Raw genomic sequence first — 19,667 nt, forward strand, 5'->3', positions numbered from 1 at the left:
CTTTCTGAAGCCCCTCCTCTTCAGAGGAGGGGTTGGGGTGGTGTCGGCTACGTCGGCTCCAGAGCGCTACGTAAGCACCTACCTCCGACCCCCCCCCGTGAAGGGGAGGGGCTAGATGTCTATAACCCTGCCACCCACCCTCCCGCTCACCACAATGGTCGGCGAGCCATGGGGCGATTACGGCCTCATCGATAGCGGCGCCGGCCGCAAGCTGGAGCGCTACGGCCCCTATCGCTTCATTCGTCCGGAGCCGCAGGCGATGTGGCAGCCGGCGCAGGCCGATTGGGACGCGCATGGCAGCTTCATTCCGGCATCGGACGAGGATGGCGGCGGGCGCTGGCATTTTGACAAGCCCGTGCCGCGCGATGGCTGGCCGCTGCGCTGGGAGGAGGCGCGCTTTCAGGCGAACTGCACGCCCTTCCGCCATCTCGGATTCTTCCCGGACATGGCGCCGGTCTGGCAATGGGCGCGCGAGCGGCTGCACGGCGTCGACGCGCCCCATTTCCTCAACCTGTTCGGCTACACCGGCGTCGGCACGCTGGCCCTCTCCGCGACCGGGGCACAGTGCGTGCATGTCGATGCCTCGAAGAAGTCGGTGGCACAGGCGCGTGCCAATGCGGCGCTCTCCGGCATGGAGAGCAATCCCGTCCGCTGGATCATCGATGATGCCGCCAAATTCGTGGCACGCGAGGTGCGGCGCGAGCGGCGCTATCATGGCATCCTGCTCGATCCGCCCAAATATGGCCGAGGGCCGGATGGCGAGATCTGGCGGCTTGAGGAAGACCTGCCCGGCCTGATCGCCGATTGCCGCCGCTTGCTGGATGGCGAGAGCCGCTTCCTGTTCCTCACGGTCTACGCCGTGCGCATGTCCGCCCTGGCAATCGGTGAACTGCTCCGCGCGCATCTGGGCGATCTGCCAGGACGGATCGAATGCGGCGAGCTGGCCGTGCGGGAAGAGGCGCGGGGGCTGCTGCTCCCCACCGCAATCTGGGCGCGCTGGACGCGGGACTGAGGGGCTTTCGGGGGAGGGGTTCGCTCGTAGAGTCAGCGCACCGCAAGCGCCTGCGTAAACCTGCCCACCTTTCCGTTCGGGTCGAGCCCTTCGACTGCCCGCAGGGCGGGCGCTCAGGATAAACTTCAGCCGTAGGCTGAAGTCGAGACACGTCTAGCGCTGTGCTTGGTGTCTCGACTTCGCTCGACATGAACGGGGAAGAGGGAAGGCCTGGTATGCCGCGCCCCTCAATCCCGCCCTACCTAATCCCGTCCCGCCCTTAGCGCCGCGCCGCCGGCCACCGGCGCCACCACACACAGTAACAGCGAGCAGGCCGCCACCAGCTTGAGCGCGCTGTCTCCGCCAAATTGCAGGGCGCCGGCCCCGAAGATCAGGATCGGCACCGCCAGCGGCAGCACCAGCAGGCCGGTGAGCGCGCCGCTGCCCCGCAGGCCCGCGGTGAGTGCCGCCACCAGCAGAGCCAGCGCGGCAAGGCCGGGAGTGCCGAGCGCCAGACCGACCATCACCAGCCGCAGCATCTCCGGCTCCAGCTTGAGCAGCGCCCCGGCCGGCAGCGCGGCGATCAGCAGCGGCGGGCCGAAGCTCAGCCAATGCGCGACGCCCTTGGCGAACAGGATCGTGCCTTCCCCCACGCCGCGCAGCACGAGCTGGTCGATCACACCGCTGTCGCGGTCCGGCTCGATCAGCCGGTCGATGGGCAGCAGGCTGGCCAGCAGTGCCGCGACCCATAGCAGTCCTCCGCCGGTCTGGCTGAGCAGCGTGGCATTGGGGCCGACCGCGAAGGGAAAGAGCGCCGCAATCAGCAGCAGAAAGGCCAGCGGCAGCCAGATGCCGCCACTTCGCCAGGCCCGGCCAAGGTCGCGCAGGATGATCGGGCCGATCATGCGTCGCGCTCCCCGCCCGCATTCGGGGCCGGCGCATGAAGGTCGATCACCGCGTCCTGCGTCCAAGCAAGCGGCATATGCGAGGCCGCGAGCACGAGGCCGCCCTGCGCACGGTGCCGGTTCACCAGCTGGCCGAGCTGCGCGGCCGAGGCGACGTCGAGGCCGTTCGCCGGCTCATCCAGCAGCCAGATCGGTGCCGCGGTGATCAGCGTGCGCGCCAGCGCGGCGCGCTTGCGCTGGCCGGTTGAGAGCATCCGCACCGGAATATCGCGCAGATGCGCAATGGCGAGGTCATCGAGCGCGGCATCAATGCGCGCGAATGGCGCCTCATCCACTTTGGCCCAGAAGGCGAGGGCATCGTGCACCGTGCGGTCCCGGTCCAGCGCATCGAGCTCGTCGGTCAGCGCCACGGCGCCCTCGCAGGTCACGGTGCCCGCAAAGGGCCGCAGGAGCCCGGCAATGATGCGCAGCAGGCTCGATTTGCCGATGCCGTTCGGCCCGGCGATCTGGGCGCTGCCGCCGGCCGTCAGGCTGAGATTGACGCCGGCGAACAGCAGCCGTCCCCCGCGCAGGCAGGCGACATCCTCCAGCCGGAGCGCCGCGCCGCTCATGGCTTGACGGTCCATGCGCGCGTGGCCGAGAAGGGGGCGCGCGAAAAGGAGACCGCCATGCCAAGGATCGCCCGTCTCTCCGACGAGGAGCGCGCGCAAGCGCTCAGCACCCTCCCGGCCTGGCGCCTGTCGGATGATGCCAGCGGCATTTCGCGCAGCCTGCGGTTCGATGATTTCGTCGCCGCTTTCGGTTTCATGAGCAAGGTCGCCCTGCTGGCCGAACGCGCCGATCATCACCCGGAATGGTCGAACGTCTACAATCGCGTGGATATTCGCCTGACCACCCATGATGCCGGGGGCCTGAGCGCGCGCGATATTGCCCTCGCCACGGCAATCGACGCGCTGCTCTGACGGGGAGGGGGCTGGGGACGCGGCGCATCAGAAGACCGGGGTGTTATAATGGTGCCAGGCCATCAGCGCCATGGCGCTGCGGTGCGGACGCCATGCCTCGGCCAGCGCGCGGGTTTCGCGTTCGGCCGGGCGCGCATCGAGGCCCATGATCTGCCCGACCGCGATCTGCACGGCGAGGTCGCCCGCCGGCCAGATGTCCCTGCGGCCTTCCGCGAACAGCAGATAGATTTCCGCCGACCAGCGGCCGATTCCCTTGATCCGCACGAGCGCGGCGATGGCCTCCTCATCATCCTGCGGCAGGGCGTGCAGGTCCAGTCCGCCGCTCACCACCATTTCCGCGAGGCTGCGGGCATAGCCCTGTTTCTGGCGGGAGAGGCCGCAGGCGCGGAGCGTCTCGAAATCCTGCGCCAGCAGGGCATCGGGCGCGCAGCCGGCGCCAAGCGCCGCTTCCAGCTTGCTCCATACGGAGGCCGCCGCGGCGACGCTCACCTGCTGGCCGACGATGGTGCGCAGCAGCGTTTCATAACCCGGTTCGCGCTGACGGGATGGGGGGTAACCGAGCCGCTCGATCAACGCGGCGATCGCGGGCTGATCTGCCGCCAGCGCATCCAGCGAAGTCCGCAATGCGGCATCATCGAGCATGGTTCGTCCCAGGATAAAGAGCGGCGCGCGTCGCCGGGTTGATTTCTGTCCAGCAGCCCCTCATAGCGAGCCAAACCATGGTTTGGAGATAAAAATGCCGCAATTGACGGTTGTGACACGGGACGGCGCGCGCCACGAGATCGAGGCCCAGAATGGCCACACGGTCATGGAAGTGATACGCGACAACGGAATCGACGAACTGCTGGCCATTTGTGGCGGCTGTTGTTCCTGCGCAACCTGCCATGTCTATGTGGACGAGGCTTATGCGGACAAGCTCCCGCCGCTCAAGGGCGACGAGGACGATCTGCTCGACAGCTCCGAGCATCGCAATGCCTCCAGCCGTCTCTCCTGCCAGATCCCGGTCAGCTCGGAGCTTGAGGGCATGGTCGTCACGATCGCGCCGGAAGACTGAGCGCTTTGGCCCGGTGCGCGCCAGGGGGCGCCCGCCGGGTCTAGTTATCCACCCGGGTCCAGACCTGTGATCGGCAGCCGATGCGGCCGATCAGGCAGCCTTGCGCGCTCAGCGTCCGCTCGTTGACCAGGGTGATGGTGCCGGAAAAGGTCTTGCCGATATCCGGTACCAACACCTTGCCCCGCCAGACATTCTCCTTCTCGGGCACGAAGCCGCTGAACAGGCGCGCGCCGATCAGACTGTCCATGCCGCCCTTGCGCGCGTCGGCGCGGGCTTTCTCGCTGGCCTGGATCACCGTCCCGCACATCGCCGTGCCGCAGCGATGTGCCTGCACCTGCACGCTGCGCTGCGGATTGGTCCAGATGCCGAACGATTCGCTGTCAGCAGCGCGGGCTGCGCTGGCAGACAGGGCAGCGCTTACGACAAGCAGCGCAAGGCTTGCGCGCGCCCTCATGGCAGCGGCGCCACGCGCAGCACGGCCATCGGTGCATCCCTGGTGGCCGGGGTGACCTTCCAGACGATCCGTCTTTGTCCATCCGTCATGGTTTCGGCGCCTTCTTCCTGATTCTGGCTGACGATCTCTGCCGATGTGGTCAGCGTGAATGTGCCATCGAGAAGCCCGCCGGGACTTTCCCGGCCGCTTGCGGTGCCCATCGGCAGGGCAGCGGCATCGCCATCATTGGCAAAGCCGGGGGCTTTGACGCGCACGCGATCCTTGCCGCGCAGTTCGATGGCGAGGAAGGGAAGGACGACTTCCCCATCCGGGTTGAACGGGAAAACGAAGCCATGGTCGAGCCGCCCGCTGATCCGGTAATCGATGGCCAGCTTGCGGTCGCCGATGTACCGCGCGGAACGGTAGCCATATTCCTTGCTCAGCGCCTCGGCGAGACGCCGGAGTTGCGCCTCATCGTCGGCATCGGCGTCGTCCGCAGTCCCGCTCTTGCTTTGCGGCTGGCTGGCGATCTTGAACATCTGCGCATCGTCCGTCGTCCCGTCCGTGGCGTCGTCCTCCGCTGCGCTGTCTTCATCCAGCAGTCCGTCGGTCATGTCGGACGGACTGCTCTTGAGCAGCTGTACCTCACCCACATAAGCGAAGGTGAAGCTGCGGTCGGCCTTGATATCGAGCGTCGCCGCGAATCGCGTCGGCACGAGCAGGCAGCTCGAAAGCAGCAGGGGCGCGATCAGCACCAGCAGCCAGCGCGTGATCATCGCCCGGTTCGTCAATCGCTCATCCCCCGCGAGGCACGGCGCCAGGCTTGCGCCTAGCGCGTAATGCAGGCGTATAGCGCGATTGCAGCGGCGTTGGAAACGTTGAGGCTCTCCATGCGCGGACTGATCGGCAGGCGGGCGACCATGTCGCAATGATTGACGCTGTTCAGGCGCAGGCCTTCACCTTCGGCGCCCAGCACAAGCGCGACGCGAGTGGTATTGTCCAGCGCACCGACGATCGTATCGCGTGCGTCGCCATCGAGCGCGATGCGCCAATAGCCGGCTTCGGCGATTTCATCGAGCGCGCGGGCGAGGTTCACCACCCGCACCCAGGGAACGATTTCCAGCGCGCCGGCTGCCGCGCGCGCGATCACACCCGATTCGGGCGGTGCATGGCGGTCCTGCGTCACGATGCCGAGCGCATTGAAGGCGGCGGCCGAGCGCAGGATTGCGCCGACATTGTGCGGGTCGGTCACTTGATCGAGCACCAGGATCGGCCTGCGCGCCTGTTCATCCGGCACGCCCTGTTCCAGCAGATCGCCGAGCCAGATGTCCTCCAGCGCTTCCACCTCGGCCACAAGGCCTTGATGTGGCGCGTCGCCTGGCACCATGCGGCCCAGATCCGCCACGTCCGAATAGACGATCGGCAGCACCGGCGGCAGATCGAGCGCGGCCAATGCCTCGCGCGTGCCCCAGATCTTGCGAATCACCCGCTCCGGATTGGCGAGCGCGGCCGTGATGGCGTGGCGCCCATAGAGCCTCGGATACCCGCCTTTCGGCTTTCCTGTTCTGTGTCCCCGTTTCATGCGTGCGCTTTTCCACACCATGGCATTGACAGGCAAGGCCCCATTCGCCATTGAGCCGCCTCCAATCCGTTTGACGGCCCCGCCGTCCGGGTCAGGCGCCTCTGGAAGGGTGGCCGAGTGGTTAAAGGCAGCAGACTGTAAATCTGCCCGCGTGAGCGTACGCTGGTTCGAATCCAGCCCCTTCCACCATCTCCCATGATGATCAGTTGAAACCACGTCCTTCGGGACGGGTGCCCGCATTGGCAATCGATCGATTGCATTGTCCGTGGGCCCGCTTATCCGGCGCGGACCATCCGAGCCCATAAATCGTCAGCAGGTCGTGGGCGGCAGTCCGTCATTCGCGAATCCCGGCAGCTTGCCGATCTGATCGGCGGGCAGATCGAGCCCGGATTCGATGCGTTGGAGCAGCATCGAGAAGAAGTCATAGCCTTCCCGCACCTTCTCCTCGGAGACGTCCTCAAGCAAATGCGCGCGCAGGCTGGCGGCGATTTGGAGCATATGGGCCAGCGTCTGGTAGCCTTCGGCCGTCAGGCGCATCAGCTTGTTGCGCCGGTCGCTGGGGTCGGGCAGCCGCTCCACCAGCCCTTCGGCCTCCAGCAGGTCCAGCGTGCGGGTGAGGGTAGGGCCTTCGATCCCGACGCGCTTGGCGATCTGGATCTGGGTCGTGCCGGGCGGTGCATAGGCGATGGAGGACATCGCCTCCATGCGCGATGCGCTCTGGCCGATATCCCGCAGCTTCTCATCGACCAGCGCGCGCCAGCGGCGGGCCAGCATCACAATGGTGATGGTCAGCGCCATGTCCGGGGAAGGATAGCCCGATTTCGGTGGCAGGACCTTCCCGAAGATTTCAGCTTCGCTGCCTGCCGTCTTGGGAGCGCTTTTCATGCGATGCCGTTCCTTCGTAACCTTGCCAGAAGGGCGCGATCGCCCAAAAAGTCGCAAAAATCTCTGCGGTCCGCAAAATTAGTTTGCGCGTGAGCAATGTGCAACCGCCCGCGCGAACTGCCTTGTCTGCAACCGTTCAGGGGTGCGCCGGGAGGCAAGTAGGCGTGGCGGACGCCCAGTGCGCCCGCCACGCCCTCGTCAAAAGCGCAACCGGGCGCCGAGGAAGAAGCGCCGGCCAAGCACATCGTAGGTACTCGGGTCCGTGACACCGGATTGCGAAGAGCCTCCCTGCGCGAGCGTGCCCGCCCGCACGCCGAGGCGCGGGGGCTGCTTGTCGAACAGATTGTCCACGCCGAACCGCAACTCGACGGTGGATGTCGCCGCGACCCGCCCGGAGAGGTCGAAGATGTCATAGGCGGGGATTGGGAGCTCAGTCGCCGTCGTGCTGGTCGCGTAGGTGAAGTAGCGAACCTTGGGCAGATGACGCCATGTCAGGCTGATCGCCCCCGGGCCGAAATTATAGGCGACATTGGTCGACAGCTTCCATTTGAACTGCGCACTATACTGGTTGCTGCCGATGGTATCGCGGTAATCGGCCGTCGGCCCGCCCGGCAAGCTCTGAACGTCAAACTTGTCGAGATAGTTGAACGCGATATTGGTGATGAACGATCCCTCGTCCCCGAACAGCCCGGGCGCCGGGACGGTCCAATTAAGATTGGCGTCAATACCTGCGGTGTGGATTTTACCCAGATTCTCGAAGAAGGCGCGGGTCGCCGACCAGAAGCCACTTTGCGGCTCACGGATGATCCGGGTGCAGAACTCGTTGCCGGGATCGTAAGTGGGATTGCTTGTGCCATCGAAGTTGAAGCACTGGCGGTAGACATAATCGGTCGACAGGGTCGACACGGCGCCTGCGATCTTGATATTATAATAGTCGACCGAGAGGGTCAGCCGGCTGAGCCACGGGGAATCCCGCCATGGCGAGCGGATGATCATGCCGGCCGTGAAGGTGCGGGCTTCCTCGGACTTGAGATCTGGGTTGCCCAATGTGACATCCCGCCCGAGCGGGAACAGCTGCGGCTGATTGCCGACGAAATCCGGGCCGATCGGAAAGCCGCCTGAGATCGCGGAGCAGAGTGCCAGAACCTGCGCGCGATCCGGGTTGTCGGCGCGATTGCCATAGCCGGGATAAGCAGAATTGTTGGCGTGGGTCGCGCACGGGTCGCCGCCGGGCCAGTTGACCACGGTGTAGATGCCCGGCTGGAAGATTTCCGCGATGTTCGGTGCGCGATTGGCCACCTGATAACCGCCGCGCAACTTCAGCCAGTCATTCACGTCCCAGTCGCCAATGACTTTCCATGTGCCGACCGAGCCTGCCGTGTTGTAGCTCGAGTGACGATAGCCCGCATTGAGGTTCAGTGCCTGAACGAAGGGCAGATCGGACAGAAGCGGAATGAGGACCTCGCCGTAGAAATCCTTGACGAAGATCTTGCCTTCCGTTCGCGAGACGCCGGGCAGGCTGATGACACCGCTGTTGATCGTCTGTGCGTTGAGCGGGCCGCTGGGCTCATAGAAGAAGTTGTTCTCGCGATAGGACGCGCCGGCCGCAAAGCGCACTTCACCGGCTGGCAGGTCGAACAGTCCGCCCTGGAAGTTCACTTCAGCCTGCGTCTGCCCGACGACCGTCTCAGCCTTTATGTTCGCTTGGATCAGGTCTTGGCAGTCCTGCGAGACCGGGGCGGTGGTGAACGGGTTGAGGCCGCTCGTGCAGCTTGCGGACATGCCGAGGCTGGGGTGCAGAAAGGTTGTTCCGGCGCCGTAATTGGGTAGGCCGATGAGCGTCTGGTAGGCATCCAGATCGATGAAATTCTCATAGCGCGTAACTTGCGAACTCTTGCCGTGACCGCCGAAGACATCGAACGTCCAGTCGCGAATGCCGACATTGCCGCGGAAGCCGCCAATCACCTCATAATTATAGGTGTTCGTTTCGGTGCGCGAGGGGCCCATGAACGTCATCGATTGATTGAGCGACCATGGCGCATTCGGGCGAGCGCGGCTGCGCAGGATGTCGCAGAGGTCCTGCGGCACAGGATGCCCCACCGCCGCGCCACATGTCGCGGCGTCGAAAGTGATACCGGCATTCAGTTGACTGAACGCCGTGGCATAAGTGGATTGGGTCTGGACATTGTTCTGGTCGAACTTGGCCTGAACATAGGCCGTAACGTCGTCCGTGATGTCGTAATGCGCGCTGCCGAAGAACGAAATTCGCCGCAGCGGCAACTGGAGATAGCCTTCCTTGCTGACGAAGGAGGCATTGCCGTTCTCCAGGATTTTCACATTGGGATCGGTGCCGTTGTAGTTGGGTGCGGGCGCCCCTGTCACGCGGCCGACGACGCCCGAGAAGATCGTGGCATCGAGCGGATTTGCCGCCTTGTTGAAGAAGAAGCTGGTCGACAGCCCCGGCCCGGCAATCGTGACTTCGCCCGGCGCGAAGCCGTAGCGCGCGAACACCTGATTGACGGCCGCCTGGGACGGGTTGCCGGCTGGTGCGCCAAAGTCGAAGCCGGCCACCACGCCCGGTACGCCGGTCGTATTGGTGCGCGGCGTAACGCCGAAGCTGCTGCCGAAGAAGACCGCGCCGCCGCTGCTGGCGGGATCGGTATAACCGGCCTGATAGAAGGGGCGATCCGCCTGATAGATGATGTCGCGGTCCTGATAGGTCACGCCCAGCATGGCGTCGCCGCGTCCATTGGCGAAGTTGCCACCAACAAGCGCGGATATCTCGAACTGCCGGCCATCGCCACGTTCGCTGATTCCCATGCTGGTATCGATCGTGACGCCGGAATAGTCGCGCTTGAGCTTGAAATTGACGACGCCGGCAACGGCATCCGCGCCATAGGTTGCGCCCGCGCCGCCGGTGATGACCTCGACGCTGTCGAGCGCTGCCTTCGGAATGGTGTTGATGTCGACCACCAGTGTCGCATTGGCCGGCTGAGTGCGCCGTCCATCCAGGAGGACCAGCGTTCGATTGGCGCCGATGCCGCGCAGGTCGAGCGTCGCGATACCGGGGCTGTTGGTCGGTGTGGCCTGCACGTCAGATCCGGCCAGGCCGGTCAGGCCGGCACCGCCGCGACCGGTCGCGCCGACGCCGCCGGTGAACTGCGGCATTTCCTTTAGCCCCTGGTCGATGCTGAGATCCGATGAGGACTGCAAGGTGTCGCTGGTCACGGTGGTCAGCGGCGTCGCTGAGGTATAATCGCGGCGCACGATCCGCGATCCGGTGATGACGATCGCCTGCGTCTCCTGCGCGTCCGCCTCGGTGGACTGGGCCTTTGCCGGGCTTGGCGCGTTGAAGGCAAAGGCGAGTGCCGTACAACTAATCAGGGCACGCGCCGTCCATCTGTCAGTTCGTGGGTTCATCAGTCTTCCTCCCCTGCGTCGCGCGAGCCATTCGCGCAGCGTGGTCGTCTCTCGAGGAAGAGTGAGCGGCGTGGATACGCGTCATCGTGCGCAGGAACATCGAATGAGCGAACGCCATCTGCCTGCGCGAACCTGTGCCGCGCAGCCATATCCTCCCCGTCTGCGTCGCCGACTCGAAAGGTCAGCTTCAAATGAATGCTATTCAAATAAATGCAGACAGCAACTACTAAGATTCAATCGAAAATTGCGCCTCAACCCGTCCGGCCGTTCCGCGAAAAGCATTGAAAGCAAGGCTGGCGCATGCGTGCGTCTGTGTTATCGATGGGTGATTCCGCGACGCGGCATGAATCGAAAAGGGGCAGGGCTAATGGCGAGCAGAGACAGCAGGTCGGACAAGGCGCTTCAGATGCGGATTGTCGACGCGCTGGTCCATCGGATTGGCAAGGATAGTCAAGCTGCGCTGCCGCACGACTGGCTCGCCGCGACGATCTATACCCTGCGCGACGAGATCATCGAGCGGTGGATGGAATCTTCCAAGGCGGCTCATGCTGCAGGTGCGAAGAGAGTCTATTATCTCAGCCTCGAGTTCCTGATCGGTCGGCTGCTGCGCGATGCGCTGAGTAATCTCGGCGTGGTCGAGGAGGTGCGCGCGGCGCTGGCCGAGCATGGCGTCGATCTGGACGAGATCGTCGAGATCGAGCCGGACGCTGCGCTGGGCAATGGCGGTCTCGGGCGTCTCGCCGCTTGTTTCATGGAGAGCCTCGCGACGCTGGACATCCCCGCTTATGGCTATGGCATCCGCTATGTGAACGGCATGTTCCGCCAGCGCATCGATGATGGCTGGCAGGTCGAACTGCCGGAAAACTGGCTGGCGCACGGCAATCCGTGGGAGTTCGAGCGGCGGGAGAGCGCCTATCGCGTCGGCTTCGGCGGCGAGGTCGTCGGCGATGTCGACGGTCGCGTCGAATGGCATCCGGCCGAGAAGGTCATCGCCATGGCGGTCGACACCCCCGTGGTCGGCTGGCGCGGACGTCGCGTGAACACGCTGCGGCTGTGGAATGCCTTCCCGGTCGATCCGCTGCGGCTCGATGCCTTCAATGCCGGTGACCATGCCGGAGCGCTGGCCGAGCAGGTGCGCGCCGAAAGTCTGGTTCGCGTGCTCTATCCGGCGGATTCGACGCAGGCCGGGCAGGAACTGCGCCTGCGCCAGGAGTATTTCTTCTCGTCCGCCTCCATTCAGGACATTGTGCGGCGGCACATGCAATATCATGGCGACATCCGCACCTTGCCGGACAAGGTCGCCATCCAGCTCAACGATACCCACCCGGCGGTGTCCGTCGCGGAACTGATGCGCCTGCTGATGGACGATCACGGGCTCGAACTGGCTGAGGCGTGGACCATCACGCGCGCCACATTCGGCTATACCAACCACACCCTGCTGCCCGAGGCGCTGGAGAGCTGGCCGCTGCCGCTGTTCGAGCGGATGCTGCCCCGGCATATGCAGATCGTCTACGCCATCAATGCGCTGGTGCTGCGGGAGGCGCGGGCTAGCAAGCAGCTCGATAATGCAGCCATCTCCGCCATTTCCGTGATCGACGAAAATGGCGAACGCCGCGTGCGCATGGCCAATCTCGCCTTCGCCGGCGCGCACAGCGTCAATGGCGTCGCGGCGCTGCACACCGAGCTGATGAAGCAGACCGTCTTTGCCGATCTGCACCGGCTCTACCCGGACCGGATCAATAACAAGACCAATGGCGTCACCCCTCGGCGCTGGCTGCTGGACTGCAATCCCGGCCTCACCGCGCTCATTCGCGAGACGATCGGCGACGGGTTCATGGACGACGCCGAGAAGCTCCACGAGCTGAACCGGTTCGCTGATGACGCGGCGCTCGGCGAGCGGCTGGGCGCCATCAAGCGCGCCAACAAGGAGGCGCTGACGCAGCATCTGCGCGAGCATATGGGCATCCGCCTCGATCCCTCCGCGCTCTTCGACGTGCAGATCAAGCGCATCCATGAATATAAGCGCCAGCTCCTCAATCTCATCGAGACGGTGGCGCTGTACGACCAGATCCGCAGCCATCCGGAGATCGACTGGGTGCCGCGCGTCAAGCTTTTCGGTGGTAAGGCAGCGCCGAGCTACCATAATGCCAAGCTCATCATCAAACTGGCCAATGACATCGCCCGGCGGATCAACAGCGACCCCTCGGTGGGCGGGTTGCTCAAGGTCGTCTTCGTGCCGAACTACAATGTGAGCCTGGCCGAGAAGATCATCCCGGCGGCCGACCTCTCCGAGCAGATTTCCACCGCCGGCATGGAGGCATCCGGCACCGGCAACATGAAGTTCGCGCTCAACGGCGCGCTGACCATCGGCACGCTCGATGGCGCCAATATCGAGATCAAGGACCGGGTGGGCGATGACAATATCGTCATTTTCGGTCTGACGGCGGATGAAGTCGCGCACCAGCGGGCCAATGGCTATAATCCGCGCCAGATCATCGAGGAGTCGCGCGAGTTGCAGCAGGCGGTGTCGGCGATTGCCTCGGGCGTCTTCTCGCCGGACGACCCCAACCGTTATGTCGAACTGATCGGCGGCCTTTATGACCATGACTGGTTCATGGTCGCTGCCGATTTCGAGAGCTATAGTCAGGCCCAGCGCGCTGTCGATGCGCGCTGGTCAAACCCCGCCGGTTGGCAAAGCGCAGCGCTGCGGAACATTGCGAACGTTGGTTGGTTCTCCTCAGACCGCACCATCGCGGAATATGCCAAAGACATCTGGGGAGTTATGTGAAGCCGCCCAAAGCGGCCCTTGAAGCCTTGCTGGCTGGCACGCATGCCGACCCCTTTTCGCTGCTCGGGCCGCACGAAGGGCCGACGGGCATATTCGTGCGCGCGGTCATTCCGGGTGCCGAGCAGGTGGACGCCTATGATCTGGCGGGCACGCGGCTGGGCACGCTGGAGCGCGTCGATGCGCGCGGTCTGTTCGAAGGCGCAGTGTCGGGACCGCGTCAGCCTTTGCGCTATCGTGCGAAGGGGCAGGGGGCCGAGTGGACAATCACGGACCCTTATAGCTTCGGGCCGGTCCTGGGGCCGCTCGACGATCTGCTGATCGGGGAAGGCACGCACTTCCGATTGTTCGACAAGCTCGGCGCGCATCTCATTGAACATGAAGGCGCCAGTGGCGTCCACTTTGCCGTCTGGGCGCCCAATGCACAGCGCGTGGCGCTGGTCGGCGACTTTAATGATTGGAACGGCCAACGCCATGTGATGCGCCGCCGCAGCGACAATGGCGTGTGGGAAATCTTCATGCCCGGCCTCGGGGCGTGGGAGGCGTATAAATATTTGATCGTCGGGCCGGACGGCACGGTCCAGCCGCTCAAGGCCGATCCGTTCGCCTTCGCCTCCGAACTTCGTCCGAAAACCGCGTCGATGACCTTCTCTCCTGCGAAGCCGGACTGGGGGGATGCCGCCCACCGCGCGCATTGGGCCTCGGTCGATCCGCGCCGTGTGCCGGTGAGCATCTACGAGGTTCACCCCGGGTCTTGGCGACGGGATGAGGACGGCTGGTTCCTGTCATGGGACCGGATGGCCGAGGAACTGATCCCCTATGTCGCGGACATGGGCTTTACGCATATCGAATTCCTGCCGGTCTCCGAGCATCCCTATGACCCGAGTTGGGGCTACCAGACCACCGGCCTTTACGCGCCGTCGGCCCGCTTTGGTGATCCGGCCGGCTTTGCCCGCTTTGTCGATGGCGCCCACCGCGCCGGCCTTGGCGTGCTGCTCGACTGGGTGCCTGCGCACTTCCCGACCGATGCGCACGGGCTGGCCCGCTTCGATGGCACGGCGCTCTATGAGCATGAAGACCCGCGCCAGGGTTTCCACCCGGACTGGAATACGGCGATCTACAATTTCGGGCGGCGCGAGGTGGCGAGCTTCCTCGTCAACAATGCTCTGTTCTGGGCCGAGCGCTACCATGTCGACGGATTAAGGGTCGATGCCGTCGCCTCGATGCTCCACCGCGACTATAGCCGCGAGCCGGGCGCTTGGGTGCCCAACGCGGAGGGCGGGCGCGAGAACTGGGAGGCCGCAGCCTTCCTCCAGACCATGAACAAGGCGATCTACGGCGCCCATCCCGGCATCATGACGATTGCCGAGGAATCCACCACATGGCCGGGCGTCACGCATCCCGTGCATGACAATGGGCTGGGTTTCGGGTTCAAGTGGAACATGGGCTTCATGAACGATACGCTCAGTTACATGGCGCGTGATCCGATCCACCGGCGGTACCATCACGAAGAGATCACCTTCGGGCTGACCTACGCCTATACCGAGAATTTCGTGCTGCCGCTCAGCCATGACGAGGTGGTCCACGGCAAGGGCTCGCTGCTCAACAAGATGGCCGGCGACGATTGGCAGAAATTCGCCAATCTGCGCGCTTATTATGCCTTCATGTGGGGCTATCCCGGCAAGAAGCTGCTGTTCATGGGGCAGGAATTCGCCCAGCGCCGCGAGTGGAGCGAAGCGCGGGCGCTTGACTGGGAGCTGCTGGGTGCGCCTGCCCATGCCGGCATCCGGACGCTCATTCGTGATCTCAATGGTTTGTACCGGTCTCTTCCCGCCCTGTATCAGCGCGATTGCGAAGGCGAGGGCTTTGAATGGCTGATCGTGGACGATCGCGAGAATTCTGTGTTCGCCTGGGTCCGCAAGGCACCCGGCGCGGCGCCTGTCGCGGTGATCGCGAACATGACGCCGGTGGTGCATTATGATTATCGCGTGCCGCTGCCGCATGATGGCATCTGGCAGGAGGTGATGAACACCGATGCCGCGATCTATGGGGGCAGCGGTGTCGGGAATTTGGGTGCGGTGAAGGCCGAGAAAGGCGTGGCGAGGATGACCTTGCCGCCGCTCGCCACAATCATGCTGCACGGAGAGGATTGAGGCGTCCGCCGTCATAATGGCGCGCCAGAGGAAGGAGTGGGAACAGGTGACACAAAGAGAAGGCCGCAAACAACCTCTGGCACGCGACGCGATGGCTTATGTCTTGGCCGGCGGGCGCGGCAGCCGCCTGATGGAACTGACCGACAATCGCGCGAAGCCTGCGGTGTATTTCGGCGGCATGTCCCGCATCATCGATTTTGCGCTCTCCAATGCGATCAACAGCGGCATCCGGCGCATCGGCGTGGCGACGCAGTACAAGGCCCACTCGCTCATCCGCCACATGCAGCGCGCCTGGAACTTCCTGCGCCCCGAGCGCAACGAGAGCTTCGACATTCTGCCCGCCTCGCAGCGCATCGACGAGTTTCACTGGTATGAGGGTACAGCGGACGCGGTGTTCCAGAACATCGACATCATCGCCAGCCACGCGCCCAAATATATCGTCATCCTGGCGGGCGATCACATCTACAAGATGGATTATGAGCTCATGCTCCAGCAGCATGTGCAGGAAAATGCCGATGTGACCGTGGGCTGCCTGGAAGTCCCGCGCATGCAGGCGACGGCCTTTGGCGTCATGCATGTCGATGATAAGGGCCAGATCACCAGCTTCCTCGAGAAGCCCGCCGACCCGCCAGCCATGCCCGGCAAGCCGGATGTCGCGCTCGCCTCGATGGGCATTTATGTCTTCACGACCGAATTTCTCTTCGAGCAACTGCGCCGCGATGCCGATGATCCGGAGAGCAAGCGCGATTTCGGCGGAGACATCATCCCCTATATCGTCAAGCACGGCAAAGCCGTCGCCCATCTGTTTTCATCCAGCGCGATCCGCGCTGCCGAGCAGATCGAGGAATATTGGCGGGATGTCGGTACGCTCGATGCGTATTGGGAAGCCAATATCGACCTGACCGACGTGGTGCCCAAGCTCAACATGTACGATCGCGACTGGCCGATCTGGACCGACCAGATCATCGCCGCGCCCGCCAAGTTCGTGCATGATGAGGAAGGCCGCCGGGGCATGGCGGTGAGTTCGCTCATCTCGCAGGATTGTATCGTCTCGGGCGCCGAGGCCCATCGCAGTCTGCTGTTCACCGGCGTGAAGATGGGCAGCTTCGCCAGCGTCAAGGAGGCGGTGATCCTGCCTTATTGCAACATCGGTCGCGGTGCGCGGCTCAAGCGGTGCATCATCGATAGCGGCGTCCGCATTCCGGAAGGTCTGGTCGTCGGCGAAGATCCGGGCCTGGACGGGCAGCGGTTTCGCCGCACGGAAAGCGGCATCTGTCTGATCACCAAGGCGATGATCGACCGGCTGGACTAGCGTCTAGGGCCGCGCGCAGCACTTGCGCGTGTCGAACCGGATTTTTCATCCTTTGCCTTAAGGCACGTCGCCGTCCATCGGGTTGTTACGAACATGACAGAGCTTTCCGTCCTCTCCGCCGCGTCCGAATGCTGGCCGCTCATCAAGACCGGCGGCCTTGCCGATGTGGCCGGGGCCTTGCCGGCGGCGGTGGCGCGGCATGGCGTGGCGATGACGCGCTTTCTGCCGGGCTACCCCTCCGTCTTGAAGGCCCTGCCGCGCAAGCGCACCGTCTTCCGCTATGACTCGCTGCTCGGCACGCCGGCGCGCATTCTCGCTGCCAAGCATGAGGGGCGCCCGCTGCTGGTGCTCGATGCCCCCGGCTTTTTCGAGCGCGATGGCGGACCTTATGCCGATGCCATGGGGCGGGACTGGCTGGACAACGGCCTGCGCTTTGCCGCCTTCGCCAAGGCCGCAGCCGATCTCGCCGCCGGGCGCGCGGGGCTCAAGCCGTTCGATGTGCTCCACGCGCATGATTGGCAGGCCGGGCTGGCGCCGGCCTATCTGGTCTATTCCGGGGATCAGACGACAAGGCCCGCCAGCGTGATGACCATCCACAACATGGCATTCCAGGGCTGGTTCGACGCGGCTTTCTTTGCCCGGCTGGACCTGCCACCGGTCGCATGGTCGATCGAGGGCGTGGAATATCATGGAGGCGTGGGGATGCTGAAGGCGGGGCTGGTCCTCGCCGATGCGATCACCACCGTGAGCCCCGGCTATGCCGAGGAAATCCGCCGACCCGAATTCGGCATGGGGCTGGAGGGGCTGGTCGTCGGCCGGCAGGACCGCATGCATGGCATCGTCAACGGCATTGACGCTGCCGAGTGGAATCCGGCCAAGGATGCAGCGCTGGCCGCGCCATTCACGGCGGACGACCTCTCCGGTCGCGTGGCCAACAAGCGGGCGATCGAGGCCGCCTTCGGGCTGGAGAGCGGCGATGGGCCGCTGTTCGTCGTCATCACACGGCTCACCTGGCAGAAGGGCATGGACGTGCTGTTGGAGGTTATCGATCACCTCGTCGGCCTGGGCGGCAGGCTCGCGGTGCTGGGCAGCGGCGATGCGGCGATCGAGGCAGGGCTTCATGCCGCCGCCGGCCGCCACCCCGGTCGCGTCGGCATTCGCATCGGCTATGACGAGCCGCTCGCCCATCTGATGCAGGGTGGGGGCGATGCCATTCTCATTCCCTCCCGGTTCGAGCCCTGCGGCCTCACGCAGCTTTACGGTCTGGCTTATGGCTGCGTGCCGGTCGTCGCGCGCACTGGAGGGCTGGGCGATACGGTGATCGACGCCAATGAGGCCGCGATGAACGCGGGGGCGGCCACCGGCGTGCTGTTCTCGCCGGTCGATTATCAGGGCCTTGCAGCGGCGATCAGCCGCACCATCCGCCTTTATGGGGCGGGAGCGCGCTGGCGGCCGATCCAGCAGGCGGGCATGAAGACGGACAATAGCTGGGGACGGAGCGGCGCTGCCTATGCTGCGCTCTACCGGCAACTCAAGGAGCAGAGATGACGATCACGCGCGTTCCCACCACGCCGTTTGAAGGCCAGAAGCCCGGCACGTCCGGCCTGCGCAAGAAGGTGCGGGTGTTCCAGCAGGCCAATTATGCCGAGAACTTCGTCCAGTCGGTCTTCGATGCGATTGATGGCAAGGATGGTGCCCTGCTCGTGATTGGCGGCGACGGGCGCTATCATAACCGAACGGTCATCCAGCAGACGATCCGCATGGCCGCCGCCAATGGCTTTGCGAAGGTGATGGTGGGGCAGGGTGGCATCCTCTCGACGCCAGCCGCCAGCCACCTCATCCGCAAATATGGCGCGCTGGGCGGGCTCATCCTCTCCGCCAGCCACAATCCCGGCGGGCCGGACGAGGATTTCGGGATCAAGTATAACGTCTCCAATGGCGGGCCGGCGCCGGAGAAAGTGACCGAGGCAATCTACGCGCGCACACAGACCATCACCCAGTGGCAGATGGTGAAAGCGGGTGACATTGATCTCGATGCGCTGGGCACCGTCACGGTCGGCGGCATGGCGGTCGAGGTGGTCGATCCTGTGGCCGATTATGCTGATCTCATGGAGGAGCTGTTCGACTTCGCCGCCATCCGCGCCATGGCGGCGGGCGGCTTCACGCTCGCCTTCGATGCGATGAGCGCGGTCACTGGCCCTTATGCGACCGAGATTTTCGAGCGACGCCTGGGCTTTGCGCCCGGCACCGTCCGCAATGGCACACCGCTGGAGGACTTTGGCCATCATCACCCGGACCCCAATCTCGTCCACGCCAAGGTGCTTTACGATCTGATGATGAGCGCGGACGCCCCCGATTTCGGCGCCGCGTCGGATGGCGATGGCGACCGCAACCTGATCATCGGCAAGGGGCGCTTCGTCACGCCGTCGGATTCGCTGGCGATGCTGGCGGCCAACGCCCATCTCGCCAAGGGCTATCGCGGCGGCCTCAAGGGCATTGCCCGCTCCATGCCAACCAGCGCGGCAGCGGATCGCGTGGCGGAAGCGCTCGGCATCCCGAGCTTCGAGACGCCAACCGGCTGGAAATTCTTCGGCAATCTGCTGGATGCCGGCATGGCGACCATCTGCGGCGAGGAAAGCGCCGGCACGGGCAGTGACCATGTGCGTGAGAAGGACGGCGTGTGGGCCGTGCTGCTCTGGCTCAACATCCTAGCCGAGCGGAAGATCAGCGTCGATGCCCTGGCCCACGATCATTGGGCGCGCTTTGGCCGCAATTATTATGCGCGGCACGATTATGAAGGCATCGAGACGGAAAAGGCCAATGCGCTCATCGAAGCGCTGACGGCGGCGCTCCCCGCGCTGCCCGGTGCGCGCTTCGGCGCGCTCACCGTCGCAGCGGCGGACAGCTTCTCCTACGCCGACCCGGTCGATGGCTCGGTCAGTGCCAATCAGGGCCTGCGCGTGCTGTTCGAGGGCGGTTCGCGCGTGGTTTTCCGTCTTTCCGGCACAGGCACGGAAGGCGCGACGCTGCGCGTCTATCTGGAGCGTTACGAACCCGTGGGCGGCACGCTGGATGAAGAGACGCCTGCGATGCTGGCGGAGCTGATCGCAGCGGCGGAGGCGATTGCCGGTATCGCGCGCCACACGGGCCGCACTGCCCCGGATGTCGTGACATGAGGCGGCGCG

General features: G+C 64.6%; 16 protein-coding genes and 1 tRNA gene. 9 read left to right on the plus strand and 8 right to left on the minus strand.

The genetic code is table 11. The annotated features are described in order from the left end of the window. Nucleotides 1–115: 115 nt before the first annotated feature. Nucleotides 116–1,012, plus strand: coding sequence for a class I SAM-dependent methyltransferase (locus M2343_RS01880; RefSeq protein ID WP_264575382.1), 897 nt, complete (start codon nucleotides 116–118; stop codon nucleotides 1,010–1,012). A 242-nt stretch (nucleotides 1,013–1,254) separates the two neighbouring features. On the opposite strand, the gene M2343_RS01885 is transcribed toward M2343_RS01880, so the two are convergent. Further along, nucleotides 1,255–1,896: a heme exporter protein CcmB gene (locus M2343_RS01885; protein ID WP_264575383.1), complete on the minus strand. Its 642-nt coding sequence runs from the start codon at nucleotides 1,894–1,896 to the stop codon at nucleotides 1,255–1,257. Further along, nucleotides 1,893–2,507, minus strand: coding sequence for a heme ABC exporter ATP-binding protein CcmA (gene ccmA / locus M2343_RS01890; RefSeq protein ID WP_264577471.1), 615 nt, complete (start codon nucleotides 2,505–2,507; stop codon nucleotides 1,893–1,895). The genes M2343_RS01885 and ccmA overlap by 4 nt, the downstream gene beginning before the upstream one ends. A gap of 57 nt (nucleotides 2,508–2,564) precedes the next feature. On the opposite strand from ccmA, the gene M2343_RS01895 reads away from it, so the two are divergent. Continuing rightward, entirely contained in the window at nucleotides 2,565–2,858 is a 294-nt protein-coding gene (locus M2343_RS01895; protein WP_181560179.1) for a 4a-hydroxytetrahydrobiopterin dehydratase, read from the plus strand. Between the two features lie 27 nt (nucleotides 2,859–2,885). Here M2343_RS01895 and M2343_RS01900 read toward each other — a convergent pair whose 3' ends face one another. Further along, nucleotides 2,886–3,500 carry a DNA-3-methyladenine glycosylase family protein gene (locus M2343_RS01900; protein WP_181560178.1) on the minus strand — a complete coding sequence of 205 codons (615 nt, stop codon included), beginning with the start codon at nucleotides 3,498–3,500 and terminating at the stop codon, nucleotides 2,886–2,888. A gap of 94 nt (nucleotides 3,501–3,594) precedes the next feature. On the opposite strand from M2343_RS01900, the gene M2343_RS01905 reads away from it, so the two are divergent. After that, the gene (locus M2343_RS01905) at nucleotides 3,595–3,912 is read left to right on the plus strand and encodes a 2Fe-2S iron-sulfur cluster-binding protein (RefSeq protein WP_264575384.1); all 318 of its coding nucleotides are present in this window, start codon (nucleotides 3,595–3,597) and stop codon (nucleotides 3,910–3,912) included. Nucleotides 3,913–3,952: 40 nt separating this feature from the next. On the opposite strand, the gene M2343_RS01910 is transcribed toward M2343_RS01905, so the two are convergent. Genes M2343_RS01910 through M2343_RS01920 form a run of 3 tightly spaced genes read right to left on the minus strand, consistent with a single transcriptional unit; the run spans nucleotide 3,953 to nucleotide 5,927 of the window. Then, on the minus strand, nucleotides 3,953–4,366 hold the full coding sequence (locus M2343_RS01910) for a DUF2147 domain-containing protein (protein WP_264575385.1): 414 nt from the start codon (nucleotides 4,364–4,366) through the stop codon (nucleotides 3,953–3,955). Next, a complete protein-coding gene (locus tag M2343_RS01915; RefSeq protein WP_319799382.1) occupies nucleotides 4,363–5,136 on the minus strand; it encodes a hypothetical protein in 774 nt (257 codons plus the stop codon). The genes M2343_RS01910 and M2343_RS01915 overlap by 4 nt, the downstream gene beginning before the upstream one ends. Nucleotides 5,137–5,174: 38 nt before the next feature. Continuing rightward, nucleotides 5,175–5,927, minus strand: coding sequence for a TrmH family RNA methyltransferase (locus M2343_RS01920; protein WP_264575386.1), 753 nt, complete (start codon nucleotides 5,925–5,927; stop codon nucleotides 5,175–5,177). Nucleotides 5,928–6,030: 103 nt separating this feature from the next. Between M2343_RS01920 and M2343_RS01925 the strand changes: the two genes are divergently transcribed. Then, nucleotides 6,031–6,116, plus strand: a tRNA-Tyr gene (locus M2343_RS01925). 120 nt (nucleotides 6,117–6,236) lie between these two features. Here the strand turns inward: M2343_RS01925 and M2343_RS01930 are convergent. After that, the gene (locus M2343_RS01930; RefSeq protein WP_264575387.1) at nucleotides 6,237–6,812 is read right to left on the minus strand and encodes a MarR family winged helix-turn-helix transcriptional regulator; all 576 of its coding nucleotides are present in this window, start codon (nucleotides 6,810–6,812) and stop codon (nucleotides 6,237–6,239) included. A 198-nt stretch (nucleotides 6,813–7,010) separates the two neighbouring features. Then, nucleotides 7,011–10,232 carry a TonB-dependent receptor domain-containing protein gene (locus tag M2343_RS01935; protein ID WP_264575388.1) on the minus strand — a complete coding sequence of 1,074 codons (3,222 nt, stop codon included), beginning with the start codon at nucleotides 10,230–10,232 and terminating at the stop codon, nucleotides 7,011–7,013. Between the two features lie 367 nt (nucleotides 10,233–10,599). Between M2343_RS01935 and M2343_RS01940 the strand changes: the two genes are divergently transcribed. The 5 genes from M2343_RS01940 (at nucleotide 10,600) to M2343_RS01960 (ending at nucleotide 19,658) form a co-directional block, all read left to right on the plus strand. Then, nucleotides 10,600–13,020, plus strand: a complete 2,421-nt coding sequence (locus M2343_RS01940; protein WP_264575389.1) for a glycogen/starch/alpha-glucan phosphorylase — start codon at nucleotides 10,600–10,602, stop codon at nucleotides 13,018–13,020. Further along, nucleotides 13,017–15,170, plus strand: coding sequence for a 1,4-alpha-glucan branching protein GlgB (gene glgB / locus M2343_RS01945; protein WP_264575390.1), 2,154 nt, complete (start codon nucleotides 13,017–13,019; stop codon nucleotides 15,168–15,170). The genes M2343_RS01940 and glgB overlap by 4 nt, the downstream gene beginning before the upstream one ends. A 46-nt stretch (nucleotides 15,171–15,216) precedes the next feature. Next, nucleotides 15,217–16,482 carry a glucose-1-phosphate adenylyltransferase gene (glgC, locus tag M2343_RS01950; protein WP_264570843.1) on the plus strand — a complete coding sequence of 422 codons (1,266 nt, stop codon included), beginning with the start codon at nucleotides 15,217–15,219 and terminating at the stop codon, nucleotides 16,480–16,482. A gap of 93 nt (nucleotides 16,483–16,575) precedes the next feature. Beyond that, nucleotides 16,576–18,030 carry a glycogen synthase GlgA gene (glgA, locus tag M2343_RS01955; protein WP_264575391.1) on the plus strand — a complete coding sequence of 485 codons (1,455 nt, stop codon included), beginning with the start codon at nucleotides 16,576–16,578 and terminating at the stop codon, nucleotides 18,028–18,030. Continuing rightward, nucleotides 18,027–19,658: an alpha-D-glucose phosphate-specific phosphoglucomutase gene (locus tag M2343_RS01960; protein WP_264575392.1), complete on the plus strand. Its 1,632-nt coding sequence runs from the start codon at nucleotides 18,027–18,029 to the stop codon at nucleotides 19,656–19,658. Before glgA ends, M2343_RS01960 begins: the two co-directional genes overlap by 4 nt. Nucleotides 19,659–19,667 lie beyond the last annotated feature (9 nt).

The sequence above is a fragment of the Sphingobium sp. B8D3B genome, from assembly GCF_025961875.1.
Taxonomy (GTDB): domain Bacteria; phylum Pseudomonadota; class Alphaproteobacteria; order Sphingomonadales; family Sphingomonadaceae; genus Sphingobium.